At 69.2% G+C, this 20025-nt stretch carries 21 protein-coding genes; 11 read left to right on the top strand and 10 right to left on the bottom strand.

Going from position 1 to position 20025, the window contains the following annotated elements; all coding sequences use genetic code 11:
- The first annotated feature begins 54 nt into the window (after positions 1 to 54).
- On the top strand, positions 55 to 1026 hold the full coding sequence (gene nudC, locus C8P69_RS07715; RefSeq protein WP_108175775.1) for an NAD(+) diphosphatase: 972 nt from the start codon (positions 55 to 57) through the stop codon (positions 1024 to 1026).
- Between the two features lie 288 nt (positions 1027 to 1314).
- On the opposite strand, the gene C8P69_RS07710 is transcribed toward nudC, so the two are convergent.
- From C8P69_RS07710 to C8P69_RS07695, 4 genes are read right to left on the bottom strand one after another with little or no spacing between them, the layout of a single operon-like run.
- Positions 1315 to 2232, bottom strand: a complete 918-nt coding sequence (locus tag C8P69_RS07710; RefSeq protein WP_170118166.1) for a LysR family transcriptional regulator — start codon at positions 2230 to 2232, stop codon at positions 1315 to 1317.
- Positions 2225 to 2770 carry a GNAT family N-acetyltransferase gene (locus tag C8P69_RS07705; protein WP_108175771.1) on the bottom strand — a complete coding sequence of 182 codons (546 nt, stop codon included), beginning with the start codon at positions 2768 to 2770 and terminating at the stop codon, positions 2225 to 2227. The genes C8P69_RS07710 and C8P69_RS07705 overlap by 8 nt, the downstream gene beginning before the upstream one ends.
- 3 nt (positions 2771 to 2773) lie before the next feature.
- Entirely contained in the window at positions 2774 to 3637 is an 864-nt protein-coding gene (locus C8P69_RS07700; protein ID WP_211353808.1) for a prephenate dehydratase, read from the bottom strand.
- 41 nt (positions 3638 to 3678) lie between these two features.
- Positions 3679 to 4413 (bottom strand): 3-deoxy-manno-octulosonate cytidylyltransferase, encoded by a 735-nt coding sequence (locus C8P69_RS07695; protein ID WP_108175769.1) that lies wholly within the window; start codon positions 4411 to 4413, stop codon positions 3679 to 3681.
- A gap of 187 nt (positions 4414 to 4600) precedes the next feature.
- Between C8P69_RS07695 and C8P69_RS07690 the strand changes: the two genes are divergently transcribed.
- The 10 genes from C8P69_RS07690 to C8P69_RS07645 all read left to right on the top strand — a co-directional run bounded on the left by C8P69_RS07690 (position 4601) and on the right by C8P69_RS07645 (position 12808).
- Entirely contained in the window at positions 4601 to 5143 is a 543-nt protein-coding gene (locus C8P69_RS07690; RefSeq protein WP_108175767.1) for a c-type cytochrome, read from the top strand.
- A gap of 72 nt (positions 5144 to 5215) precedes the next feature.
- Complete coding sequence (locus C8P69_RS07685) at positions 5216 to 6229, top strand: alpha/beta hydrolase family protein (protein ID WP_108175765.1); 1014 nt, start codon at positions 5216 to 5218, stop codon at positions 6227 to 6229.
- A 115-nt stretch (positions 6230 to 6344) separates the two neighbouring features.
- Complete coding sequence (locus tag C8P69_RS07680) at positions 6345 to 7040, top strand: response regulator transcription factor (protein WP_108175763.1); 696 nt, start codon at positions 6345 to 6347, stop codon at positions 7038 to 7040.
- A gap of 30 nt (positions 7041 to 7070) precedes the next feature.
- Positions 7071 to 8861, top strand: coding sequence for a sensor histidine kinase (locus tag C8P69_RS07675; RefSeq protein ID WP_425440749.1), 1791 nt, complete (start codon positions 7071 to 7073; stop codon positions 8859 to 8861).
- Between the two features lie 6 nt (positions 8862 to 8867).
- On the top strand, positions 8868 to 9350 hold the full coding sequence (locus C8P69_RS07670; protein ID WP_108175761.1) for an HPr kinase/phosphorylase: 483 nt from the start codon (positions 8868 to 8870) through the stop codon (positions 9348 to 9350).
- A 90-nt stretch (positions 9351 to 9440) separates the two neighbouring features.
- Entirely contained in the window at positions 9441 to 9842 is a 402-nt protein-coding gene (locus tag C8P69_RS07665; protein ID WP_108175759.1) for a PTS sugar transporter subunit IIA, read from the top strand.
- Positions 9843 to 9943: 101 nt separating this feature from the next.
- Positions 9944 to 10264 carry an HPr family phosphocarrier protein gene (locus C8P69_RS07660; RefSeq protein WP_108175757.1) on the top strand — a complete coding sequence of 107 codons (321 nt, stop codon included), beginning with the start codon at positions 9944 to 9946 and terminating at the stop codon, positions 10262 to 10264.
- 41 nt (positions 10265 to 10305) lie between these two features.
- Positions 10306 to 10845 carry a TIGR00645 family protein gene (locus tag C8P69_RS07655; RefSeq protein WP_108175755.1) on the top strand — a complete coding sequence of 180 codons (540 nt, stop codon included), beginning with the start codon at positions 10306 to 10308 and terminating at the stop codon, positions 10843 to 10845.
- A 16-nt stretch (positions 10846 to 10861) separates the two neighbouring features.
- On the top strand, positions 10862 to 11569 hold the full coding sequence (locus tag C8P69_RS07650; protein WP_245901927.1) for a class I SAM-dependent methyltransferase: 708 nt from the start codon (positions 10862 to 10864) through the stop codon (positions 11567 to 11569).
- Positions 11570 to 11653: 84 nt separating this feature from the next.
- Positions 11654 to 12808, top strand: coding sequence for an aminotransferase (locus C8P69_RS07645; protein WP_108175751.1), 1155 nt, complete (start codon positions 11654 to 11656; stop codon positions 12806 to 12808).
- A gap of 45 nt (positions 12809 to 12853) precedes the next feature.
- Here C8P69_RS07645 and C8P69_RS07640 read toward each other — a convergent pair whose 3' ends face one another.
- The 6 genes from C8P69_RS07640 to C8P69_RS07615 all read right to left on the bottom strand — a co-directional run bounded on the left by C8P69_RS07640 (position 12854) and on the right by C8P69_RS07615 (position 20002).
- Entirely contained in the window at positions 12854 to 13288 is a 435-nt protein-coding gene (locus C8P69_RS07640; protein WP_108175750.1) for an RrF2 family transcriptional regulator, read from the bottom strand.
- Between the two features lie 124 nt (positions 13289 to 13412).
- Complete coding sequence (gene dut, locus C8P69_RS07635) at positions 13413 to 13868, bottom strand: dUTP diphosphatase (RefSeq protein ID WP_108175748.1); 456 nt, start codon at positions 13866 to 13868, stop codon at positions 13413 to 13415.
- A 12-nt stretch (positions 13869 to 13880) separates the two neighbouring features.
- A complete protein-coding gene (gene coaBC, locus C8P69_RS07630; RefSeq protein ID WP_108175746.1) occupies positions 13881 to 15089 on the bottom strand; it encodes a bifunctional phosphopantothenoylcysteine decarboxylase/phosphopantothenate--cysteine ligase CoaBC in 1209 nt (402 codons plus the stop codon).
- A 93-nt stretch (positions 15090 to 15182) separates the two neighbouring features.
- Entirely contained in the window at positions 15183 to 17321 is a 2139-nt protein-coding gene (locus C8P69_RS07625; protein ID WP_245901926.1) for an alpha/beta hydrolase domain-containing protein, read from the bottom strand.
- 56 nt (positions 17322 to 17377) lie between these two features.
- On the bottom strand, positions 17378 to 18544 hold the full coding sequence (locus C8P69_RS07620) for an AI-2E family transporter (RefSeq protein WP_245901925.1): 1167 nt from the start codon (positions 18542 to 18544) through the stop codon (positions 17378 to 17380).
- A gap of 12 nt (positions 18545 to 18556) precedes the next feature.
- A complete protein-coding gene (locus C8P69_RS07615) occupies positions 18557 to 20002 on the bottom strand; it encodes an AMP nucleosidase (protein ID WP_108175744.1) in 1446 nt (481 codons plus the stop codon).
- Positions 20003 to 20025 lie beyond the last annotated feature (23 nt).

Genomic DNA, 20025 nt, shown 5'->3' with positions numbered 1-20025 from the left:
GCTCGGCGCGGCCCGCCGTGCGAGCGTCTGCGCCCTCATCGCCGGAAGTGACCCATGTCCGATACCCTGCCGCCGCTCCCCCCGATCACGCTCGGCTATACCGAGAATGAGTTGGACCGGATGAGCGCCAAGCGCGGCGACGAGACGTGGCTCGCCGCGACCTTCGCCGACCCGCGCAGCCGCCTCTATGTCTTCGCCGGTGAGACGCCGATCCTGAGGCGCACCGAGGATGGCGGAGACCCGCTGTTCACGGCCGAGGAGGCCAAGGCCTTCGGCGAGCCGCTGGAGACGGTGTTCCTGGGCCTTGCCAGCGGCGCGCCGCGCTTCGCGCGCCTGGTGCCGGCCCTCGCCAAGCCCGATCCCAATGCCTACCGCATCGCCGAGATCAAGGTCGACGATCCGAACCTGCTCGTCACGGACATGCGCACCATCGCCATGAACGGCGTCGTGGCCCCGCACCATCTCGGCCCCATGGCGCAGGGCAAGTCCGCGTTGCACTGGCATTCCACCCATCGCTATTGCGGCAAGTGCGGCGCCGAGAGCCGGCTGTCCCAGGCAGGCTGGCGGCGCGACTGCCCCTCCTGCGGGGCGCAGCATTTCCCGCGCACCGATCCCGTCGTGATCATGCTCGCCACCGACGGCGACCGCTGCCTCATGGGCCGCCAGCGTCGCTTCCCGCCGGGCATGTATTCGGCGCTCGCCGGCTTCCTCGAGCCGGGCGAGACGGTGGCCGATGCGGTGCGCCGGGAAATCATGGAGGAGGCCGGCGTCCATATCGGCAAGGTCACCTATCTCTGCGACCAGCCCTGGCCCTTCCCGGCCTCGCTGATGATCGGCTGCCTCGCCGAGGCGACGAGCCGCGACATCGAGATCGACACGGAAGAGCTCGAGGACGCACGCTGGTTCAGCCGCGAGGATTGCTGGCTGATGCTCGCCAAGCAGCATCCGGCGCGGCTCTCCTGCCCGCCGCCGCTCGCCATCGCCCATCACCTCATCCGGGCCTTCGTGGACGGCAAGACGGGCTGAGTCCGTTTCTGGCGGACTCCTGGACCATGCCCTGCATCGGACAAGTGCGTCCTTCGAGGCTCGCGGCCGCTCGCACCTCAGGATGAGGAGGCTGGTGACCTGCAGGGCTATCGACGGTCCGCGCCCGCTTTACTTTTGACAGGCTCCAACCGTCCTCATCCTGAGGTGCGAGCCCATAGCGAGAAGCGAACGCATCTCGCGTTCGCTCGATGCTATGGCGAGCCTCGAAGGACGCACTGATGTCACGCGCGGTCCCTTCGGTCCAAGCCTTGACAGACGTCTGCCTGTTTACTTGAGCCGCGTCTTCACCAGCGTGATGGCCTCGGCCGCGGCGGTGCCGGTGGGCTGGGGCAGCCAGAGGCAACTGATCGTCCAGGGCGGCAGGTCCTCGGCCTCGACCAGCGGCAGCACCGTGGCCCCCGCGACAGCGACGCGCTTTGCCACGATGGACGGCACCAGCGCCGAGCCGAGGCCGAGCGCCACCATGGCGATGACGCCGGCCCAGTTCTCCGCCACCTGCGCGACATGGGGCAGGGTGCCGGTCGCCTGGAGGGCCGCCAGAACGCCGTCATGGGCGAGGGCCGCGCGCTCGCTTTCCAGCGTCACGAGGGGCTTGCGGGCGAGGTTGGAGAGGCTCGCCGTCTTCCTCAGCCGCGCCTCGGCATCCGGCACCACGGCGGACCACCGGGAGGTCGCAACCTGGCGGTGCTGGATGCGCGGATGGGCCGGCAGGGGTGGCGCTGCGAAGACCAGCACGACCTCGCCCTCGGCCAGGGCCGCCATCTGGGCATCGAGCGGCGCGTGAAGGAGCCGCGGCTGGAAGCCGGCCTCGATCCAGGCGGGATCGGCAAAGAGCTCCGCCAAGGGCCCGAGCATGGCATCGTCGGTGACGCCGATGCCGATGGCCTCGGCGCGCTCCGCCACGTCGCGGGCGAGACGGGCGGCGCGGGCCGCCGCGGCGAGGGACAGCCGTGCCTCGGCGATGAAGACCTCGCCGGCCCGGGTGAGGCTCACAGCCTTGCCGCCATGGTCGAAGAGGACGACGCCGATCTCGCGTTCGAGCTGGGCGATGCGCGCTGCGGCCGTGCGCTTGCCGATGCCGAGCGTGGCGCCGGCATCGCCGAGGTCGCCGGTGTCGGCCAGCGCGATGGCGAGCGCCAGGGACTCGGCGGGGAGCGGCGTGCCGGCCTTCGGATTGTCAGCCATGGCGCGCCGCCCGGCTCGCCGCGCCGGCGAGCGCCGCCGCATCGGTCCAGCCATAGGTGCGTGTCGGCGATTTCCAGATCGGGCCGGGATCGACCTGGCTGGAGAGGAGCGCGCCACCGAGCTGCTGGTAGAAGGCCTCCGCATGGTCGTTGCCGACCGCCACGTCGAGCCGGACCTCGCTCACGCCCTTCGCGGCGAGGTCCTCGGCGAGGGTCGCCATCATGGCGAGGCCGAGGCCGCGGCCCTGGGCGCGTTTCAGGAGGTAGACCGCCTTGATCCAGCCGATGGGGGAGGGGCCACTCCGGTCGATGCCGTTGGAGCCGAAGCCAGCCGGCTCGCCGTCCTGCTCGATGAGGAAGGCCGTGGCATCAGGCGGCGGTTCGGCGAAGAAGCGCCGCCACTGGGCCGTGCGGCGCTCGAGGTTCAGGCCCTCGAAGACCTCCGGCGGCGCGAGGCCGCGATAGGTTTCGTCATAGGCCGCGACATGGATCGCCGCGATGGCCTCCGCATCCGCCGCCGTCGCGCGCCGGATGGCCATGGCTCACTCCGCCACGGTCTTCTCGACCTCGTTCCGCCAGGGATGCTGGGGGTAGACGCCGAGGATGGTCAGTTCCTTGGCGAAGAAGGCGAGTTCCTCCAGCGCCAGCTTGACGTTGCGGTCGTCGGGATGGCCCTCGATCTCCGCATAGAAGCGGGTGGCGACGAAGCGGCCGCCGATCATGTGGCTCTCCAGCTTCGTCATGTTGACGCCGTTGGTGGCAAAGCCGCCCATGGCCTTGTAGAGCGCCGCCGGCACGTTGCGCACCTGGAAGACGAAGCTCGTCAGGCAGTTCTGGCCCGGCGCCGCCCAGATCTTCTGGCGCGACAGGATGACGAAGCGGGTGGTGTTGTTGGCGGCGTCCTCAATGTCCTCGGCGAGGATGTCGAGGCCATAGACCTCCGCGGCGAGGCGCGGGGCGATGGCGGCCTGGCTCGGGTCATTGGCCTCGGCGACCTCGCGGGCCGAGCCCGCGGTGTCGGCCGCGACGATGGGTTTGAGGCCGAGCTTGCGGATGATCTGCCGGCACTGGCCGAGGCCCATGATGTGGCTGCGCGCCGTCTTGATCGTGCCGAGGGAAGCCCCCTTCACCGCCATCAGCTGGAAGCGGATGGGCAGGAAGAACTCGCCGATGATGTTGAGGCCGGCGGTGGGCAGCAGGTGATGCACGTCACCGACGCGGCCGGCGATCGAGTTCTCGATCGGGATCATGCCGAGATCGGCATCGCCGTTCTGGATGGCGGCGAAGGCATCCTCGAAGCTCGGGCAGGGCATGACCTCGGCCTGCGGAAAGACCGCATTGGCCGCCTGATGCGAGAAGGCGCTGAGTTCGCCCTGGAAGGCGATGCGCTTGGGCGCGAGGATCATGGACGCGTCACTCCGGTGGGGCGCACTGTTTAGCGAATGGATCAGGCTTTGGCGATGAGGGCGCGGGCGCGTTCGAGATCGGCCGGGGTGTCGACGCCCAGCGGCACGGCCTCGACCACCGCAACGTCGATGCGCATGCCGTTCTCGAGCGCGCGAAGCTGCTCCAGCCGCTCGCGCGTCTCCAGTGGCGCGGGCGGCAGTCGCACGAAGCGTTCGAGGGCGGCGCGGCGATACGCATAGAGGCCGATGTGATGGTAGAGCGGCCCGTCGCCGGTCGGGGCCGTGGCGCGGGTGAAATAGAGGGCGCGCAGGCGCGTCGGCGAGAGCGGCGTGCCGACCACCTTCACCACGTTGGGATTGGTGATCTCCTCGTGGCGGGTGATCACCGCCGTGAGCGTGCCGATATCGACCGCCGGATCGTCGAGCAGGTCGGCGGCGGCGCGCACCACGCCGGGCTCGATGGTCGGCAGGTCGCCCTGGACGTTGACGATGCGGTCATAGGCGCGGCCGGGGTCGACCAGGTCCGCCGCCTCCTGGATGCGGTCGGAGCCGGTCGGGTGGTCGGCGCGGGTCATGACGGCGCGGCCACCGGCGGCTTTGACCGCCGCCTCGATCTCCGGGGAATCGGTCGCGACCACCACGGGGCCGAGATTCGCGGCTTCCGCCCGGCGCAGCACATGGACGATCATCGGCGTGCCCGCGATGTCGGCGAGCGGCTTGCCGGGCAGGCGCGAGGCGCTCATGCGGGCGGGAATGAGAACGAGCGAGGCGGTCATGGCGGGCCGAAAGCGAGCGGAAATGCCGCTTTGGAGGCGGCAAAAAGTAGCATGAGAGAGCCGTGCATATACGGGTTGCCTCGCGGGGCGCAAATTGGATAGTGTCCGCGCCAAATCGGCAGGCCTACCCGGAGCGTCCCCCAACGCCCATTGTCAGACGCGCCGCCGATCGCTGGAGCTGGTCCCGATGGACGGATTGGAAGTCAACAAGGTCATGATGGCCCTGCTGCTGGTTGGCACGGGCACTCTCGGTGGTAGCCTGCTCGCGAACGAACTGTTCAAAGTCAAAGCCCCGGCGAAACCCGGCTATGAGGTCGCGGTCGCCCCGCCGGCCGGCCAGCAGGCCGCGCCCGCCGCTGCCGCGCCGACCAAGTCGATGGCCGAGGTCTTCGCATCCGCCAATGCCGCGAACGGCGCCGCCGTGTTCCGCCAGTGCGCCACTTGCCACACGATCAACAAGGGCGGCGCCAACGGCGCGGGTCCGAACCTCTATGGCGTCGTCGGCCGCAACCATGGCGTCCATCCCGGCTTCAACTACTCCGCCGGCATGAAGGCCAAGGCCGCCGAGCCGTGGTCGCTCGAGGCCATCTACGCCTTCATCACCAATCCGCGCGGCGCCGTCCCCGGCACGTCGATGGCCTTCGCCGGCATCCGCTCCGAGCAGCAGCGCGCCGACCTCCTCGCCTATCTGCGCGAGCAGTCGGACAGCCCGGTCGATATCCCGAAGTAAGACGCTTCGCACCGCAGATCACGCCAAGGGCCGGACCGCAACGTCCGGCCCTTCGTTCATCCGGACCCCGTGATGTTTGCCGTCGGTTTCCAGACCGGTCTTCTGCATGACGCCGAGCGCCCGGCCTGGTCGGGCGAGGGACCGCGGCCGCTCGCCTGGTCGGCCTGGTACCCGGCGGCCGGGGGGGCGGAGGCCATGCCCTTCGGCGTGCCCCCGGCGGCGGCGCTCTTCGTCATGGGCGCGGTGGCGGCCGATGCGCCGCTCAGCGCGGCGCGCGGCGCCTGGCCGGTCGTCCTGCTCTCACACGGCACGGGCGGGACGGCGGCGAGCCTTGGCTGGCTGGCTTGCCGGCTCGCGGCTGCGGGCCATGTCGTCATTGGTGTCGACCATCACGGCAACACCGCCGCCGAGCCTTACCGGCCCGAGGCTTTCCTCGCCTGGTGGGACAGGCCGCGGGACCTCACGGTGCTGCTCGACCGGCTCGCGGCCGAGGGTCCCTTCGCCGGCCACCTCGACCTTGCCGACGTCACCGCCGCCGGCTTCTCGATCGGCGGCTACACGGTGCTGGCACTCGCCGGGGCCGTGACCGAGATGGCGCTGTTCCGCGATTGGGCGGCCGAGCAGCCCTTCGTGAAGGGCCCGCGCGAGTTCCCGGACATTGCCGCGCAGATCGAGCCTCTGTTGACCACCAGTGCGCCCTTCCGGGCAGCCTGGGAGCGGCAATCCGCCGATCTCCGCGATCATCGCGTCAGGGCGGTGGCGGCCCTTGCTCCGGCGCCCCCGGTGCGCGGCTTCCGCGAGGCGAGCCTCACCGCCATGGGCGATGTCGCGGTCACCATCATCTCCGGCGAGGCGGATGACGAGGCGCCGTGGGAGGCCTGCGCGCTCTGGCTGTCGCGGCTCATCCCGGATTGCCGGCTGCACAGCCTCGGGGCGGCGGTGGCGCATTATCCCTTCCTCTGCGAAGGAACGAAGCTCGGTCGTCGCATGTTACCGGAGTTGTTCGTCGATCCGCCCGGTATCGACCGGCGGGCGGTGCATGACGCCGTCGCGGCGCTCACCCTTGAGGCGTTCCGCCGCGCCTGATTTGCGCCATGACAGCGGGCCGCGGACGCATTATTCTCGCGCGAGTCGCATTTTTGCCACGCTTGGCGCTTTTGGAACGGGCGAGGCCGCTCGTTTCCTCCCTTCAAGGACCATCATGCCGACCATCGCTCTCGTCGACGACGACCGGAACATCCTGACCTCGGTCGCCATCGCGCTCGAAGCCGAAGGCTATCGCATCGTCACCTACAATGACGGCGCCTCGGCCCTCGACGGCTTCAAGCAGTCGCCGCCGGACCTGGCGATCCTCGACATCAAGATGCCGCGCATGGACGGCATGGAGCTGCTGCGCCGCCTGCGCCAGAAGACCGACATGCCGGTGATCTTCCTCACCTCCAAGGACGAGGAGATCGACGAACTCTTCGGCCTGAAGATGGGCGCCGACGATTTCATCCGGAAGCCGTTCTCGCAGCGCCTGCTGGTCGAGCGCGTCAAGGCCGTGCTGCGCCGCGCCGCCGCCAAGGACCCGGCCGCCGAGGCCAAGTCCGACGCCAAGGTGCTGGAGCGCGGCAAGCTGCGCATGGACCCCGAGCGCCACACCTGCACCTGGGACGGCCATCCGGTGACGCTCACCGTCACCGAGTTCCTCATCCTGCAGGCGCTCGCCCAGCGCCCGGGCGTGGTGAAGAGCCGCAACGCGCTGATGGACGCGGCCTATGACGATCAGGTCTATGTCGACGACCGCACCATCGACAGCCACATCAAGCGGCTGCGCAAGAAGTTCAAGGTTGTCGATGACGACTTCGAGATGATCGAGACCCTCTACGGCGTCGGCTACCGCTTCAAGGAGTGAGGTCCCGCAAGGCGGCCTCTGGCGCAGACCATGCTGGACCGGACCCAGGACGACATTGCCGAGGCGGGCGCGGCCTCCGCGCATCCCGCGCGGCCGATCCGCCCATGGTCGCGCTTCGGCCGGGTGATGGCGCGGGCGGCACGGGCGGTGGTCAACCGCTCGTTCTCCAGCCTGACGCGCCGCATCGTCCTTTTGAACCTCGTGGGCCTCGTCGCGCTCGTCTCCGGCATCCTCTGGCTGTCGCAGTTCCGGCAAGGACTCATCGAGTCGCGGGCGCAGAGCCTGCTCGTCCAGGGCGAGATCATCGCGGGTGCGATCGCCGCCTCCACCTCGGTGGAGGGGCCTGTCATCCCCATCGACCCCGACAAGCTGTTCGAGCTGCAGCTCGGCGGCGCGGCCTCGGCGGTGGATGATCCCTCGGCGCTGCTGGAGTTCCCGATCAACCCCGAGCGCGTGGCGCCCGTGCTGCGCCGGCTCACCGGCCCGACCGAGACCCAGGCGCGCATCTATGACCGCGAGGGCAATCTCATCCTCGACAGCCGCAACCTCTATGGCCGCGGCGACATCCAGACGCTCGACCTGCCGCCCATCGGCAGCAAGCCGCCCTTCTATGAGAAGTGGTGGAACGAGGTCCGCCGCTTCCTGCGTGGCGGCGGCAATTTCCCGATCTACCGCGACCTCGGCATGCGCAACGGCCGCTCCTATCCGGAAGTGGCGCAGGCGCTGAACGGCCAGAAGGTCAGCATGGTCCGGGTGAACGACCAGGGCGAGCTGATCGTCTCGGTGGCGATCCCCGTGCAGCGCTTCCGCGGCGTGCTGGGCGTGCTGCTGCTCAACACCCAGGGCGGCGAGATCGACGAGGTGCTGGATGCCGAGCGCTTCCAGGTGCTGCGCGTCTTCCTCGTCGCCGCGCTGGTGATGATGCTGCTCTCGGTGCTGATGGCCCGCACCATTGCCGGCCCCGTGCGCAAGCTCGCCGAGGGTGCCGACCAGGTGCGCCGCCGCCACCGCTCCCGCGAGGAGATCCCGGATTTCAGCCAGCGCCGCGACGAGATCGGCCACCTGTCCCGTTCGCTGCGCGACATGACCGATGCGCTCTATGCCCGGATCGAGGCGATCGAGCGCTTCGCCGCCGATGTCGCCCACGAGCTGAAGAACCCGCTGACCTCGCTGCGCTCGGCGGTGGAGACCCTGCCGCTCGCCAAGACCGACACGTCGCGGGCGCGGCTGCTGGAGGTCATCCAGCACGACGTGAAGCGGCTCGACCGCCTCATCACCGACATTTCCGACGCGAGCCGGCTCGATGCCGAGCTCCAGCGCCAGGAATCGACGCGGGTCGACCTGACGAAGCTGCTCGGCACCCTCGTCACCATCGCCAACGAGGTGCGCAAGGACGGCGAGGCATCGGTGCGGCTCGCCTTCGAGGGCGGCAAGGCTGGCGAGTTCATCGTGCCGGGCCATGACAGCCGCATCAGCCAGGTGGTGACCAACCTCATCGACAATGCCCGCTCCTTCTCGCCGCGGGATGGCGAGGTGCGGGTCACCGCCAAGAAGCTCAAGGGCATCGTCGAGATCGTCGTCGAGGATGACGGCCCTGGCATCCGCGAGGACGCGCTGCAGCGGATCTTCGAGCGCTTCTACACCGATCGGCCGCATCAGGATTACGGCCAGAATTCGGGCCTCGGCCTGTCCATCTCCAAGCAGATCATCGAGGCCCATGGCGGCAAGATCTGGGCCGAGAACCGGCCCGGCCGCCTCGACGAGGAGGGCGAGCCGATCCCGGCGGGCGCGCGCTTCGTCGTTCGCCTGCCGGCCGCCTGACGGGCCATGGAGCCGAGCATCCACGCCAGCGCTGTGCTTGTCGGCGCGAAGGCCGTGCTGGTCCGTGGCGCCCCGGGGTCCGGCAAGACCAGCCTCGCGCTGCGGCTGGTCGCGCTGGCCGAGGCTGATCCGTCCTTCTTCGCCCGGCTCGTCGCCGATGACCGCGTCCACCTTGCAGCCTCGGGCGGGCGGCTGGTCGTGTCCGCGCCCGCCGCGATCGCCGGCCTTGCCGAGCGGCGCGGGGTGGGGGTGCAGCCGGTTCTCTTCGAGAGCAGCGCCGTCGTCGGCCTGGTCGTCGATCTCGGCGCAGAGGATGCGGCGCGGATGCCGGAGGAGACCGCCCTCTCCACCGTCATCGCCGGCGTCAGCGTGGCGCGCCTGCCGGTGGCCGCGGGCGTCGACCCCCTGCCGGTCGTGGCATCAGCCATCTCATGGTGTCGCATCCCAGCCGCGGTCCTTGCTGCGCCGCACCCGGGGGCGTATCGTTAACGCCCTTGCCCTTGCGCCCGCCGGCCAGATGATCAAATTATCACCCTCCCTCGTGAGCGAGCGCGCGGCCTGCCGCGCGCGGAGTGCCTGATGATCGGTCTCGTGATCGTGACGCACGGCCAACTGGCCGTCGAATTCCGCCATGCCATGGAACATGTCGTGGGTCCCCAGCGCCAGGTGGAGACCATCGCCATCGGTCCGAGCGACGACATGGACCAGCGCCGGCGCGACATCATCGCGGCGGTCGACCAGGTCGATTCCGGCGACGGCGTCGCGGTGCTGACCGACATGTTTGGCGGCACGCCCTCCAACCTCGCCATTTCGGTGATGAGCGGGCGGCCGGTCGAGGTCATCGCCGGCATCAACCTGCCGATGCTGGTGAAGCTGGCAACCGTCCGGGCGGAGAAGCCGCTGCAGGAAGCGGTTCTCCACGCCCAGGAGGCGGGGCGCAAATACATCAACATCGCCAGCCGCGTGCTCGCAGGTCATTGAGATCGGAGCGGCGCGGTGGCTAGTATGACCTCCAGGTGCCCAGGTGAGTGGCACGGCTGTGGCCGTCTCCGGCGGACCGCGGCGAGGGGTTAGGACGTCTCATGGGCCAGGGCGACATCGGCGGCTCCGCCGCGACGGCTTCCACCGCGGGTGCGGTGGTGCGCGAGCTGCCGATCATCAACAAGCGGGGCCTGCATGCGCGGGCCTCGGCCAAGTTCGTGTCCTGCGCCGACCGGTTCGACGCCACCATCAAGGTGTCGCGCGCCGGTGAGACGGTGGACGCCCGTTCGATCATGGGGTTGATGATGCTGGCCGCCGGCATCGGCACCTCCGTCACCCTCACCGCCACCGGCCCCGATGCCGAGGAGGCGGTCGAGGCTCTCGCCGCCCTCGTCGCCGACCGGTTCGGCGAGGGCGAATAACTGCATCCGTCCCTGTTCCCCTCGCCGACGAGACCCGATCCATGAGCGACCAGAGCGTGGTTCCCGCGCAGACCTCCGCCGAGAAGGTGGAGCGCGGTGTCGAGCGCGCCCTGTTCGCCAGCCGCTGGCTGATGGCGCCCTTCTATGTCGGGCTGATGATCGGCCTGTTCGCGCTGATGATCGTGTTCCTGCGCGACCTCGCGGTCTTCGTGACGAAGATTCCGACGGCGAAGGAATCCGACGTCATCCTCGGCATCCTCACCCTCATCGACCTGTCGCTGGCGGGAAACCTCGTGATCATGGTGGTGTTCTCGGGCTACGAGAACTTCGTCTCCAAGATGGAGCACGTGCCCACCAAGGACCGGCCGGAATGGATGGGCTCGATCGATTTCTCGGCCCTGAAGATGAAGCTGCTCGCCTCGATCGTGGCGATCTCGGCGATCCATCTGCTCAAGGCCTTCATGAACGTCTCGGCCATGTCCGACCGCGAGATGATGTGGCTGGTGGTCATCCACGTCACCTTCGTCGTCTCCGGCGTGCTGATGGCGCTGACCGACAAGTTCGCGAGTTCCGCCAAGTGATGTCCGGAGCCGCATGATGGCCGACTGGCGCTCCTTCTGGGACGGCGAACACGCCATCTACGTCTCCGACCGGCACAAGGCGGTGCATTACGCCGCCATCGCCGATGGCATCCTCGACCATGTCCGGCTGGCGGGCCTCGGGCCGGAGGCGACCGTGCTCGACTATGCCTGCGGCGAGGCGCTGGAGACGCCGCGTGTGGCCGCTGCGGTCGGCAGGCTCGTGCTCTGCGATGGCGCGCCGTCGGTGGTGGCGAAGCTGCGCGAGCGGTTCGGCAGCCTCGGCCATGTCGCCTTCGCACTGCCGGAGGATCTCGACGCGGCGCTGCCCGATGGCACCGCCGATCTCATCGTCGTCTCCTCGCTGATCCAGTACCTGTCGCGCGAGGACCTCGTGGCGCTGATCGGGCGGTTCCGCGCCAAGCTGAAGCCCTCCGGTCGCCTCGTCATCGCCGACGTCATCCCGCCGGATGCGGGCATGGTGCCGGATGTGCTGTCGCTCCTGCGCAACGCGCTGCGCCATGGCTATCTGCCCGCGGCCGTCGCCGGTCTCGTGGCCACCGCGGTGTCGCCCTATCGCAAGCTGCGCAGCGAACTGGGGCTCTCGACCTATGCCGAGGCGGACATGCTGGCGCTCTTCGCTGGCGCGGGGTTCCAGGCGGCGCGCCATGAGCCCAATCTCGGCCTGACGCCACATCGCATGACCTTCGTTGCCCGCCCGGCCTGACGCCGCGGGTTTGACTCTCCGGCGCGATTTCGGCATAGCGATCACTTCGTTCTTTGAACCGAACGCCGCGCCGGGGTGTGTCCGATGAACCCGATTTTCGCCGACCTGCCGACCACCGTCTTCGAGGTCATGTCGCAGATGGCGCGCGAGACCGGCGCCATCAATCTCGGCCAGGGCTTCCCCGACGATCCCGGGCCGCTCGACGTGCGCCAGAAGGCGGCCGAGGCGGTGGTCTCGGGGTGGAACCAGTATCCGCCGATGATGGGCCTGCCGGAGCTCAGGCAGGCTGTCGCCGACCATTATCGCCACCATCAGGGCCTCACCATCGATCCGCAGCAGGAGGTGATGATCACCTCCGGCGCGACCGAGGCCCTCGCCGGCGCGCTGTTCTCGCTGATCAAGCCCGGCGACGAGGTCGTGCTGTTCCAGCCGATGTATGACGCCTACCTGCCGCTGGTACGGCGGGCCGGCGGCGTGCCGCGTTTCGTGACCCTGCGCCCGCCGCACTGGCGTTTCACCGAGGAGGATCTGGCGGCGGTCTTCAGCGACCGCACGCGCGTGGTCCTCCTCAACAATCCGCTGAACCCGGCGGCCTCGGTCTTCCCGCGCGAGGACCTGGACCTGCTGGGGCGCTTCTGCGCCAAGTTCGGCGCCACGGTCGTCTCGGACGAGGTGTGGGAGCACGTCATGTTCGACGGGCAGAAGCACCTCTCGGTCCTCGCCGTCCCGTCGCTGCGCGAGCGCTCGGTGAAGATCGGCTCGGCTGGCAAGATCTTCTCGCTCACCGGCTGGAAGGTGGGCTTTGTCGTCGCCGCACCGGCGATCATGAAGGTTCTCTCGAAGGCCCATCAGTTCCTGACCTTCACCACCCCGCCGAACCTGCAGGCGGCGGTGGCCTATGGCCTTGCCAAGGACGATGCCTATTTCGCTGACATGCGGGCCGAACTGCAGCGGGCGCGCGACCTGTTCCACGCCGGGCTCGACGCTGCCGGTTTCCAGGTGCTGCCGAGCGCGGCGACCTATTTCATCAATGTGGATCTCGCCTCGGCCGGCATCACCGACGACGTCGCCTTCTGCAAGGCGCTGGTGCGCGACCATGGCGTCGCCGCCATTCCGGTCTCGGCCTTCTACGCGGAGACGCCGGTGACCTCGGTGGTGCGGTTCTGCTTCGCCAAGAAGGACGAAACGCTGACCGGCGCGCTGGACCGGCTGTCGCAGGTCTTCGCCAAGGCGGCGTAAACGGGGCGGCGGCACGAGGCCGCCGCCGGATCATCTCTCAGCCGCTCAGGCCGGCTCGAGCAGGCCCGGGATCGCCTCGAGGGCTTCCTGGGTCTTGGCGCAAAGCTCGGCCACGGAGATGCGATCAAGACGCGCGAAATAGTCGCGCTCGGCCTCGGCCATGGCAGGGACGATGATCGCCTCCATCAGCGGCGAGAGCGTGTCGACCTCGTCGATGCCGCTGCCCACCGCCGTGCGGACGATGTCGCCGCAGGAGATCTTGGCGCGATCGCGCGCGACGTCGTAGCCACCGCGCGGACCACGAAGGCCGCGCAGGATCCCGGAGCGGACGAGCGCCTGAAGAAGCGGCTCAAGGTGGCGGGGCGGCAGGTTGTGGCGGGCCGCCAGCGCCTTGGCCGACACGGGTCCGTCAACCGCGTGGACGGCAATATCGACGACGGCGGCAATCGCCAGCCGGCCACGACGTGACAGAATAGACATAGGTCCCTCAAATGATGGAGGGCGACGTCGTTTCGCCCCCGGGTTAAACAAACAACCTTGACGCTTCAAATAGAACTTCTTTTCACGCATATGGGCATTGCCCACAGCGCAAACAAGAATATTTCTAAACTCCGGTGGAACCGAAACCGCCTATTCCACGCTTGGTCTCGTTTAATTCTTCCACGATCTCGACATGTGGTATTGTGGTGGGCGCCACGACCAGTTGGGCAATGCGATCACCGCGGCGGATGATCACGGGCTCTTGGCCGAGGTTGACGAGGATCACCTTTACCTCGCCGCGATAATCGCTGTCGATGGTCCCGGGCGCGTTCAGCACGGTCAGGCCCTGCTTCAGGGCAAGGCCCGATCGCGGTCTCACCTGGCCCTCATAGCCCTGGGGGATGGCCATTTCGAGGCCGGTCGGAATGGCCGTGCGCTCGCCGGGGGCGAGGGTCAGCGGGCCGTCCGCCGGGAGGGCGGCCGTCAGGTCCATGCCCGCCGCGCCCTCGGTCTGCGGCTGGGGCACGGGGAGCCCCTCTCCGTGGGGCAGGTGGCGCATCTGGACGATGGGTCTGGTCATCACGAGGTTCCGTCAGGCCTTGGCGAGGCGGCGGCCGAGTTCGGCCACGAGGGCGCGGGCAACGGCGTCCTTCGACTGGCGCGCCCAGGTCTCGACGCCGCTCGCGCCCACCAGATGCACGGTGTTCGAGTCGCCGCCGAACGTGTCGGTGCCGACGGCCACGTCATTGGCGACGATGAGGTCGCAGCCCTTGCGCGCGAGCTTGGCGCGGGCATTGTCGAGGACGTTCTCGGTCTCCGCGGCGAAGCCGACGACAAGGTCCGGCCGCCCCTGCTTGCGATGGGCGATGGTGGCGAGAATGTCCGGGTTCTCGACGAAGCTCAGCGCAGGCGGTCCGCCGGGGCCCTTCTTGATCTTGCCGCCGGCGACATCCGCGACACGCCAGTCGGCGACGGCCGCGGCGAAGATGGCCACGGTCGCGGGAAGGGCCGCCTCCACCGCCGCCAGCATCTCGCGCGCGCTCTCGACATGGACGGTCGCGACGCCAGCCGGATCGGGGAGCGACACCGGACCGGTGACGAGGGTCACGCGGGCGCCGGCTTCTGCCGCAGCGCGGGCGATGGCGTGGCCCTGCTTGCCGGAGGAATGGTTGGAGATGTAGCGCACCGGATCGATGGCCTCGCGCGTCGGCCCGGAGGTGACGAGCACGTGGTGGCCGGCGAGCGGGCCGGGCGCGGCCGGGGCCAGCAGCGCCTCGACGGCGGCGATGATCTCCGGCACCTCGGCCATGCGGCCCGGGCCGAATTCGCCGCAGGCCATGGCGCCGTCATTGGGGCCGACCACGGCGATGCCGTCGCCGCGAAGCGTCGCCAGGTTCCGCTGAGTGGCGGGGTGCAGCCACATCCGCACGTTCATGGCCGGGGCGATCAGCACTCGCTTGTCGGTGGCCAGCAGGGCGGTCGAGGCGAGGTCGTTGGCATGGCCGTTCGCCATCTTCGCCATGAGGTCGGCGGTGGCGGGGGCAACGACCAGCAGGTCGGCATCGCGGGAGAGTTCGATATGGCCCATCTCCGCCTCGTCGGTCAGCGAGAAGAGCTCCTGGAACACCTTGTCGCCGGTGAGCGAGCCGACCGAGAGCGGCGTGACGAACTCGGAGCCGGCGCGGGTCAGGATGGCGCGCACCTTGGCGCCGCGGTCCTGCAGCCGGCGGATGAGATCGAGCGACTTGTAGGCGGCGATACCGCCGCCAATGACAAGAAGAATGCGTTTGCCCTGCAGCATGCTGCGCCTTGAGCCTCGGGTCGGGGGCGTGACCCTAGCCTCTTGTGCGGTGCGGGGCAAAGGGGAGGGCGTGGCACCTCCCCCGGCCATGGCTCAAGGGGCGAGGCGGATGCCCTCCGTCTGCGCCTGGCGGATCAGATGCGCGGCATCTGCCGGCAGCATCGTTCGCTGGGCCACGAGCGCCTCCGTCGCCTTGCGCACCGCCGCCACATAGGCCTCGCGGTTCGGGTAGCGCTCCTCGATCGACGGGCGGGGATCGCCCGTTGCCTCGCGCTCGGCACGGGTCGCCGCGAAGGGAATGAAGGCCCCCTGGAACAGGCAGAAGCCGTCCTCGAAGCGATCCCTGCGGCCGACATTCCAGGCCATGTAGCTGCCAATCGGCGCCTGCTGGTAGACCGACCGCACGCCACCGATGTCCATGCCGTCCGCGTCGGCCTGCGGCACGAGGATGCCGTAGCTCTGCACGCCCTGGCGCGGCGGCTCGACCGAGATGACGCCGCTGGAATCGCCAGCCCGGTAATCGGGACCGAAGTCGAGCACCTGCAGGGGATTGTGGTTGGCAAGGTAGCGCAACGCCGGCCTCTGGACGTTGCCGTAGGCGTTGGCGGGAATGGCGGGGATCCGCACCTGGTTGGGGGCGACCAGGGTGCCGTCGGCGATGCGCGGAACGACGCTGGCCGGCGGCGCGCGGCCGTCCTTCACCCAGGCGACGAGTTCGGTCAGCAGGGCCCGCATGGCCCAGGTATGGGGATTGGGGTTCGACTGCTGGACGCAGCTGCCGAACGGAGCGGCGGTGGGCAGCGGCGGGTTGGCCGGGCTGTGCTGCGTCGAGGCGAGGATGAAGCTGCGCACATTGGCCGGATCGGGGACGTCCCGGCGGCCGAGCGGATCGGTCAGGCCCAACGACTGGCGCCCCTCCCAGATCTCCAGCGATGTCGCCACATGGAAGATCTTCGGGCAGGTGCCGTTCGCGGCGCAGCGGTCGAGAATGCCCTGGGTCCGGCCCGTGATGGGATCGCGCATGGCCGCGTAGTGGAAGGGGAAGTCATAGGCCTGGTAGAGATGGTCGATCTGATCTCCCCAGGCCCGGCCGGGATGGCCGAAGCGCACGTTGAGCGGCATCAGGCCGCCGCCGATATGCGGCATGGCGCCGTCAAACGCGACGCGGCCGCGTTCGTCCCGGTTGAAGCCCAGGTGCAGGTAGGAGCGGATGAACCGGCCGCTCTGCGAGGTGCCGATGGTCACGGCGCGCTGGCCGCGCCGGAACACCGGATTGGCGTTGCCGGCATCGTCGCGTCGCTCGAACTTGAAGAAGGATCCAACGTCCCGCAGGGCGGCGAAGCCGAGGCCGAGAACGATCGGGTCCTTGGCGCGGTAGATCAGTTCGTAGAGCCGCCCGGGCTGGAAGCCGGCGGGCAGACAGATCTGCGTGTCGCTGGTCGTGGCCGGCTGGTTGTCCGGGCAGGCGCCGAAGCTCCAGTCGGCCGGCGGGACTGCGACCCTCGGCGCATTCTCCTTGGCCCGCACCGTGAGCGTCGGCAGGAAGCCGTCGGCGAAAGGCGTGGTGTTGCTGGTCGAGGCCGTGGCGTAGGGCGTGTGGGTCAGCGCGGTGAAAAAGCCTGCCGACAGCGGCAAGGTGCGCGTCGGTGCATTCACCACCATTTCCGATCGGACGATTCCGGTGATGGCGCTGCCATCCGGGTTGCGGGCGACCGGGGCCTGAAGCCGGACGCGGTTGTTGCCGGCCACCAGGTCAGCCTGCCAGCCGAACCAGATGATCGTGTAGCCCTGCTCCATCAGGAAGCCGTCGCCGGCCGACTTCACCGCGTTCATGTCGGCGCCATTGGCGGGGATGCCGTCATTCAGATTGCGGAGAACCAGCTTGTTGCCGCGGTTCACCACCTCGACCAACAGCACGCCATTGCCCTTGGCCGCATCGCGTGGCCTCAGGATCTCGATGTCGGCGACATATTCGACCAATCCGGCGGCGTTGCGCGGGGCCAGCTGGATGTCCTGGATCATGCGATTGGCGGCGGTGCGCGGATCGACGGCCCCATGGGCCTTGCCGATCAACCGCTCATAGGGGCCGACGGCTCCGAAGTTGCGGCCGTCGAAGGCCGGCTCGGTCCGGGTGATATCGACCCTGACGATGCGGGCGCTCGCTGCGCTGGGAACAAGAGCAACGATCGCGACGACGAACGCCGCGGCAACGCCGAGGATCCGGCTCATCATGCTGTAACCTCCCTATCCCGCCAACTTGACCGTCGGTCGGGCTGTTGCGGAGCAGGCTACCAGCGGCCGTCGCGCTTTGCCAAGGACGCCACCGGGGAGGTCTGATCCGCGGTCTGTCCGTTGCGCGGCGACTCCGGCGCGTCGCCCAGGAAGCGCCAGCAGGCGACGAAGAGGGCTGCGACCAGCGGGCCGATGACGAAGCCGTTGAGCCCGAACATCTGCAGCCCGCCAAGCGTCGAGACGAGGATGAGATAGTCCGGCAGCTTCACGTCCTTGCCGACCATCATCGGGCGCAGGAGGTTGTCGGCAAGGCCGATGACCACGACGCCCCAGGCGACGAGGCCAAGGCCGCGGGCCAGGTCGCCGGTGCCGATCAGGTAGATGGCAACGGGGGCCCAGACGAGGCCGGCGCCAAGGGCCGGCACCAGCGACAGGAAGGCCATCAGGGCGGCCCACAGCAGGGGCGAGGGCAGGCCAAGGGCCCAGAAGATGAAGCCGCCCAGCGCGCCCTGCAGCAGGGCGATGAGCAGGCCGCCTTTCACCGTTGCGCGGACGACGACGGAGACCTTGTCGAGCAGGGCGCGGCGGCGGGTCGGCTCCAGCGGCAGGCGGGTCTCGATGGCGGCGGCGAGGCCGTGGCCGTCGCGCAGCAGGAAGAACAGGAGGTAGAGCATCACGGCGAGATCGACGACGAAGCCGAAGGTGCCCTGGCCGATGCTGACGGCCTGGCTGGCGATGAACTGGGTGCTGGCGGTGGCCCAGGCGACCAGGCGCTCCTGCAGGTCCGACGGCTCGTAGATACCATAGCGGCCGGCAAAGTCGGTCACCCAGCCGGGCAGGCTGCCGAAGAGGCGGCGGATGAGATCAGGCAGGTCGATCCGGCCGTTCTGCACGGCGGTGTAGAGGTCGGCGCCCTGGCGCACGAGGCTCGTGCCGATGGCGAGCGCCGGCAGGATGACGATGAGCAGGATGGCCAGCAGGGTCAGCAGCGCGGCGAGCGTGGGACGGCCGGGCATCGCCGCGGCGATGCGGTCGTTCAGCGGCATGAAGACGATGGCGACCACCACGGCCCAGAGGATGGCGCCGAAGAAGGGCCAGAGGATCCAGCCGAAGAGCAGGCTGATGGCGAGGAGCAGCGCGCCGAAGCCGATATCGTTGAACCGCCGCATCATCCCGCCTGTCTCGTTCGGCTCCTCAACGCGCGAGACGCGAAAAGGAGCCATGCGGTGGGGGGATCAGCGGAAGGGCGGCTCGTCGAAGCTCCGCAGCTTGCGGGAATGGATCGTGCCGCCCATGCGCTTGAGGCGCTCGACGGCGTCGAGGCCGACCAGCAGGTGCTGGGCGACGGCGCTGGCATAGAAGGCATTGGCCGCGCCGGGCAGCTTGATCTCGCCGTGCAGCGGCTTGTCGGAGACGCAGAGCAAGGTGCCGTAGGGCACGCGCAGGCGATAGCCCTGGGCGGCGATGGTGCCGCTCTCCATGTCCACGGCCACCGCCCGCGACAGGTTGAAGAGCCGAGCTTCCTGGGTGTAGCGCAGCTCCCAGTTCCGGTCGTCGTTGGTGACGACCGTGCCGGTGCGCAGCCGCTGCTTCAGCGCCTCGCCGCTCATGCCGGTGACCTTGGCGCAGGCGTCTTGCAGCGCCGTCTGCACCTCCGCAAGGGCGGGGATGGGGATTTCGGGCGGCACCAGCGCATCGAGGATGCGGTCGCGGCGCAGATAGGCATGGGCGAGCACGTAGTCGCCGATCTCCTGCGCCTGCCTGAGGCCGCCGCAATGGCCGATCATCAGCCAGCAATGCGGCCTGAGCACCGCGAGGTGGTCGGTGATGTTCTTGGCGTTGGAGGGGCCGACGCCGATATTGACGAGCGTGACGCCGGCCGCGCCCTCACGCTCGAGGTGATAGGCCGGCATCTGGTAGCGGTGCCACGAGGAGCCGGCGATGCGCGCCGCGCCGCCCTCCAGCGTCTCGCGCGTGACCGTGACGCCCCCCGGCGCGACGAGGCGCGTCGCCCGGCCGGCAGCGATCTCCTCGATCGCATGGGCGACGAACTGGTCGACATAGCGGTGGTAGTTGGTCAGCAGGATCCAGGGCTGCACCGCCCGCCAGTCCGTGCCGGTATAGTGGATGAGCCGGCGCAGCGAATAATCGACGCGCACGGCGTCGAAGAGGGCGAGCGGGCGCGGCCCGCCGGCCCCCATGTCGAAGGCGCCGTCAGCGATCTCGTCTCCCACCAGCGACAGCAGCGGCACGGGGAAGTGGCGCGCCAGTTCGGCCGAGGTGCGGGCACCTGAGGCGAGCTCCTCCACGCCGTCGGCGACGTAAGGGTAGGGGATCTCCTGCGCACTCGGCCGCACCGCGATGGTGGCGCCATATTCCTCGACGAGCGGGCGCAACTGGTCGAGCAGGTAGCGGCGGAAGTGCAGCGGCTGGGTCACCGTCGTCGTGTAGAGGCCGGGCTGCGCGAACTTGGCATAGGCGCGGCGGGTGCGCGGCGCATCGCGGCCGGGCAGGTAGGTGACGGCGAGCTCGGGATAGACGAAGGCGGCGCGCTCCTCCGCGCTCGGCGGCGGGCCGCCGGCGAGGAAGCGGGCAAGAGCCGTGCGGAGCGCGGCGGTGGCCTCGTCGAAGAGGGCGGCAAGGCGGTCGACGGCGGCTTCTGGCGTGAGGGTCTCGGTCATGGTCGAGGGTTTAGCATGATCGG

This window comes from Phreatobacter oligotrophus (genome assembly GCF_003046185.1).
In the GTDB taxonomy this organism is placed as follows: Bacteria; Pseudomonadota; Alphaproteobacteria; order Rhizobiales; family Phreatobacteraceae; genus Phreatobacter; species Phreatobacter oligotrophus.
This window is presented reverse-complemented; position numbering and strand designations above follow the sequence as displayed.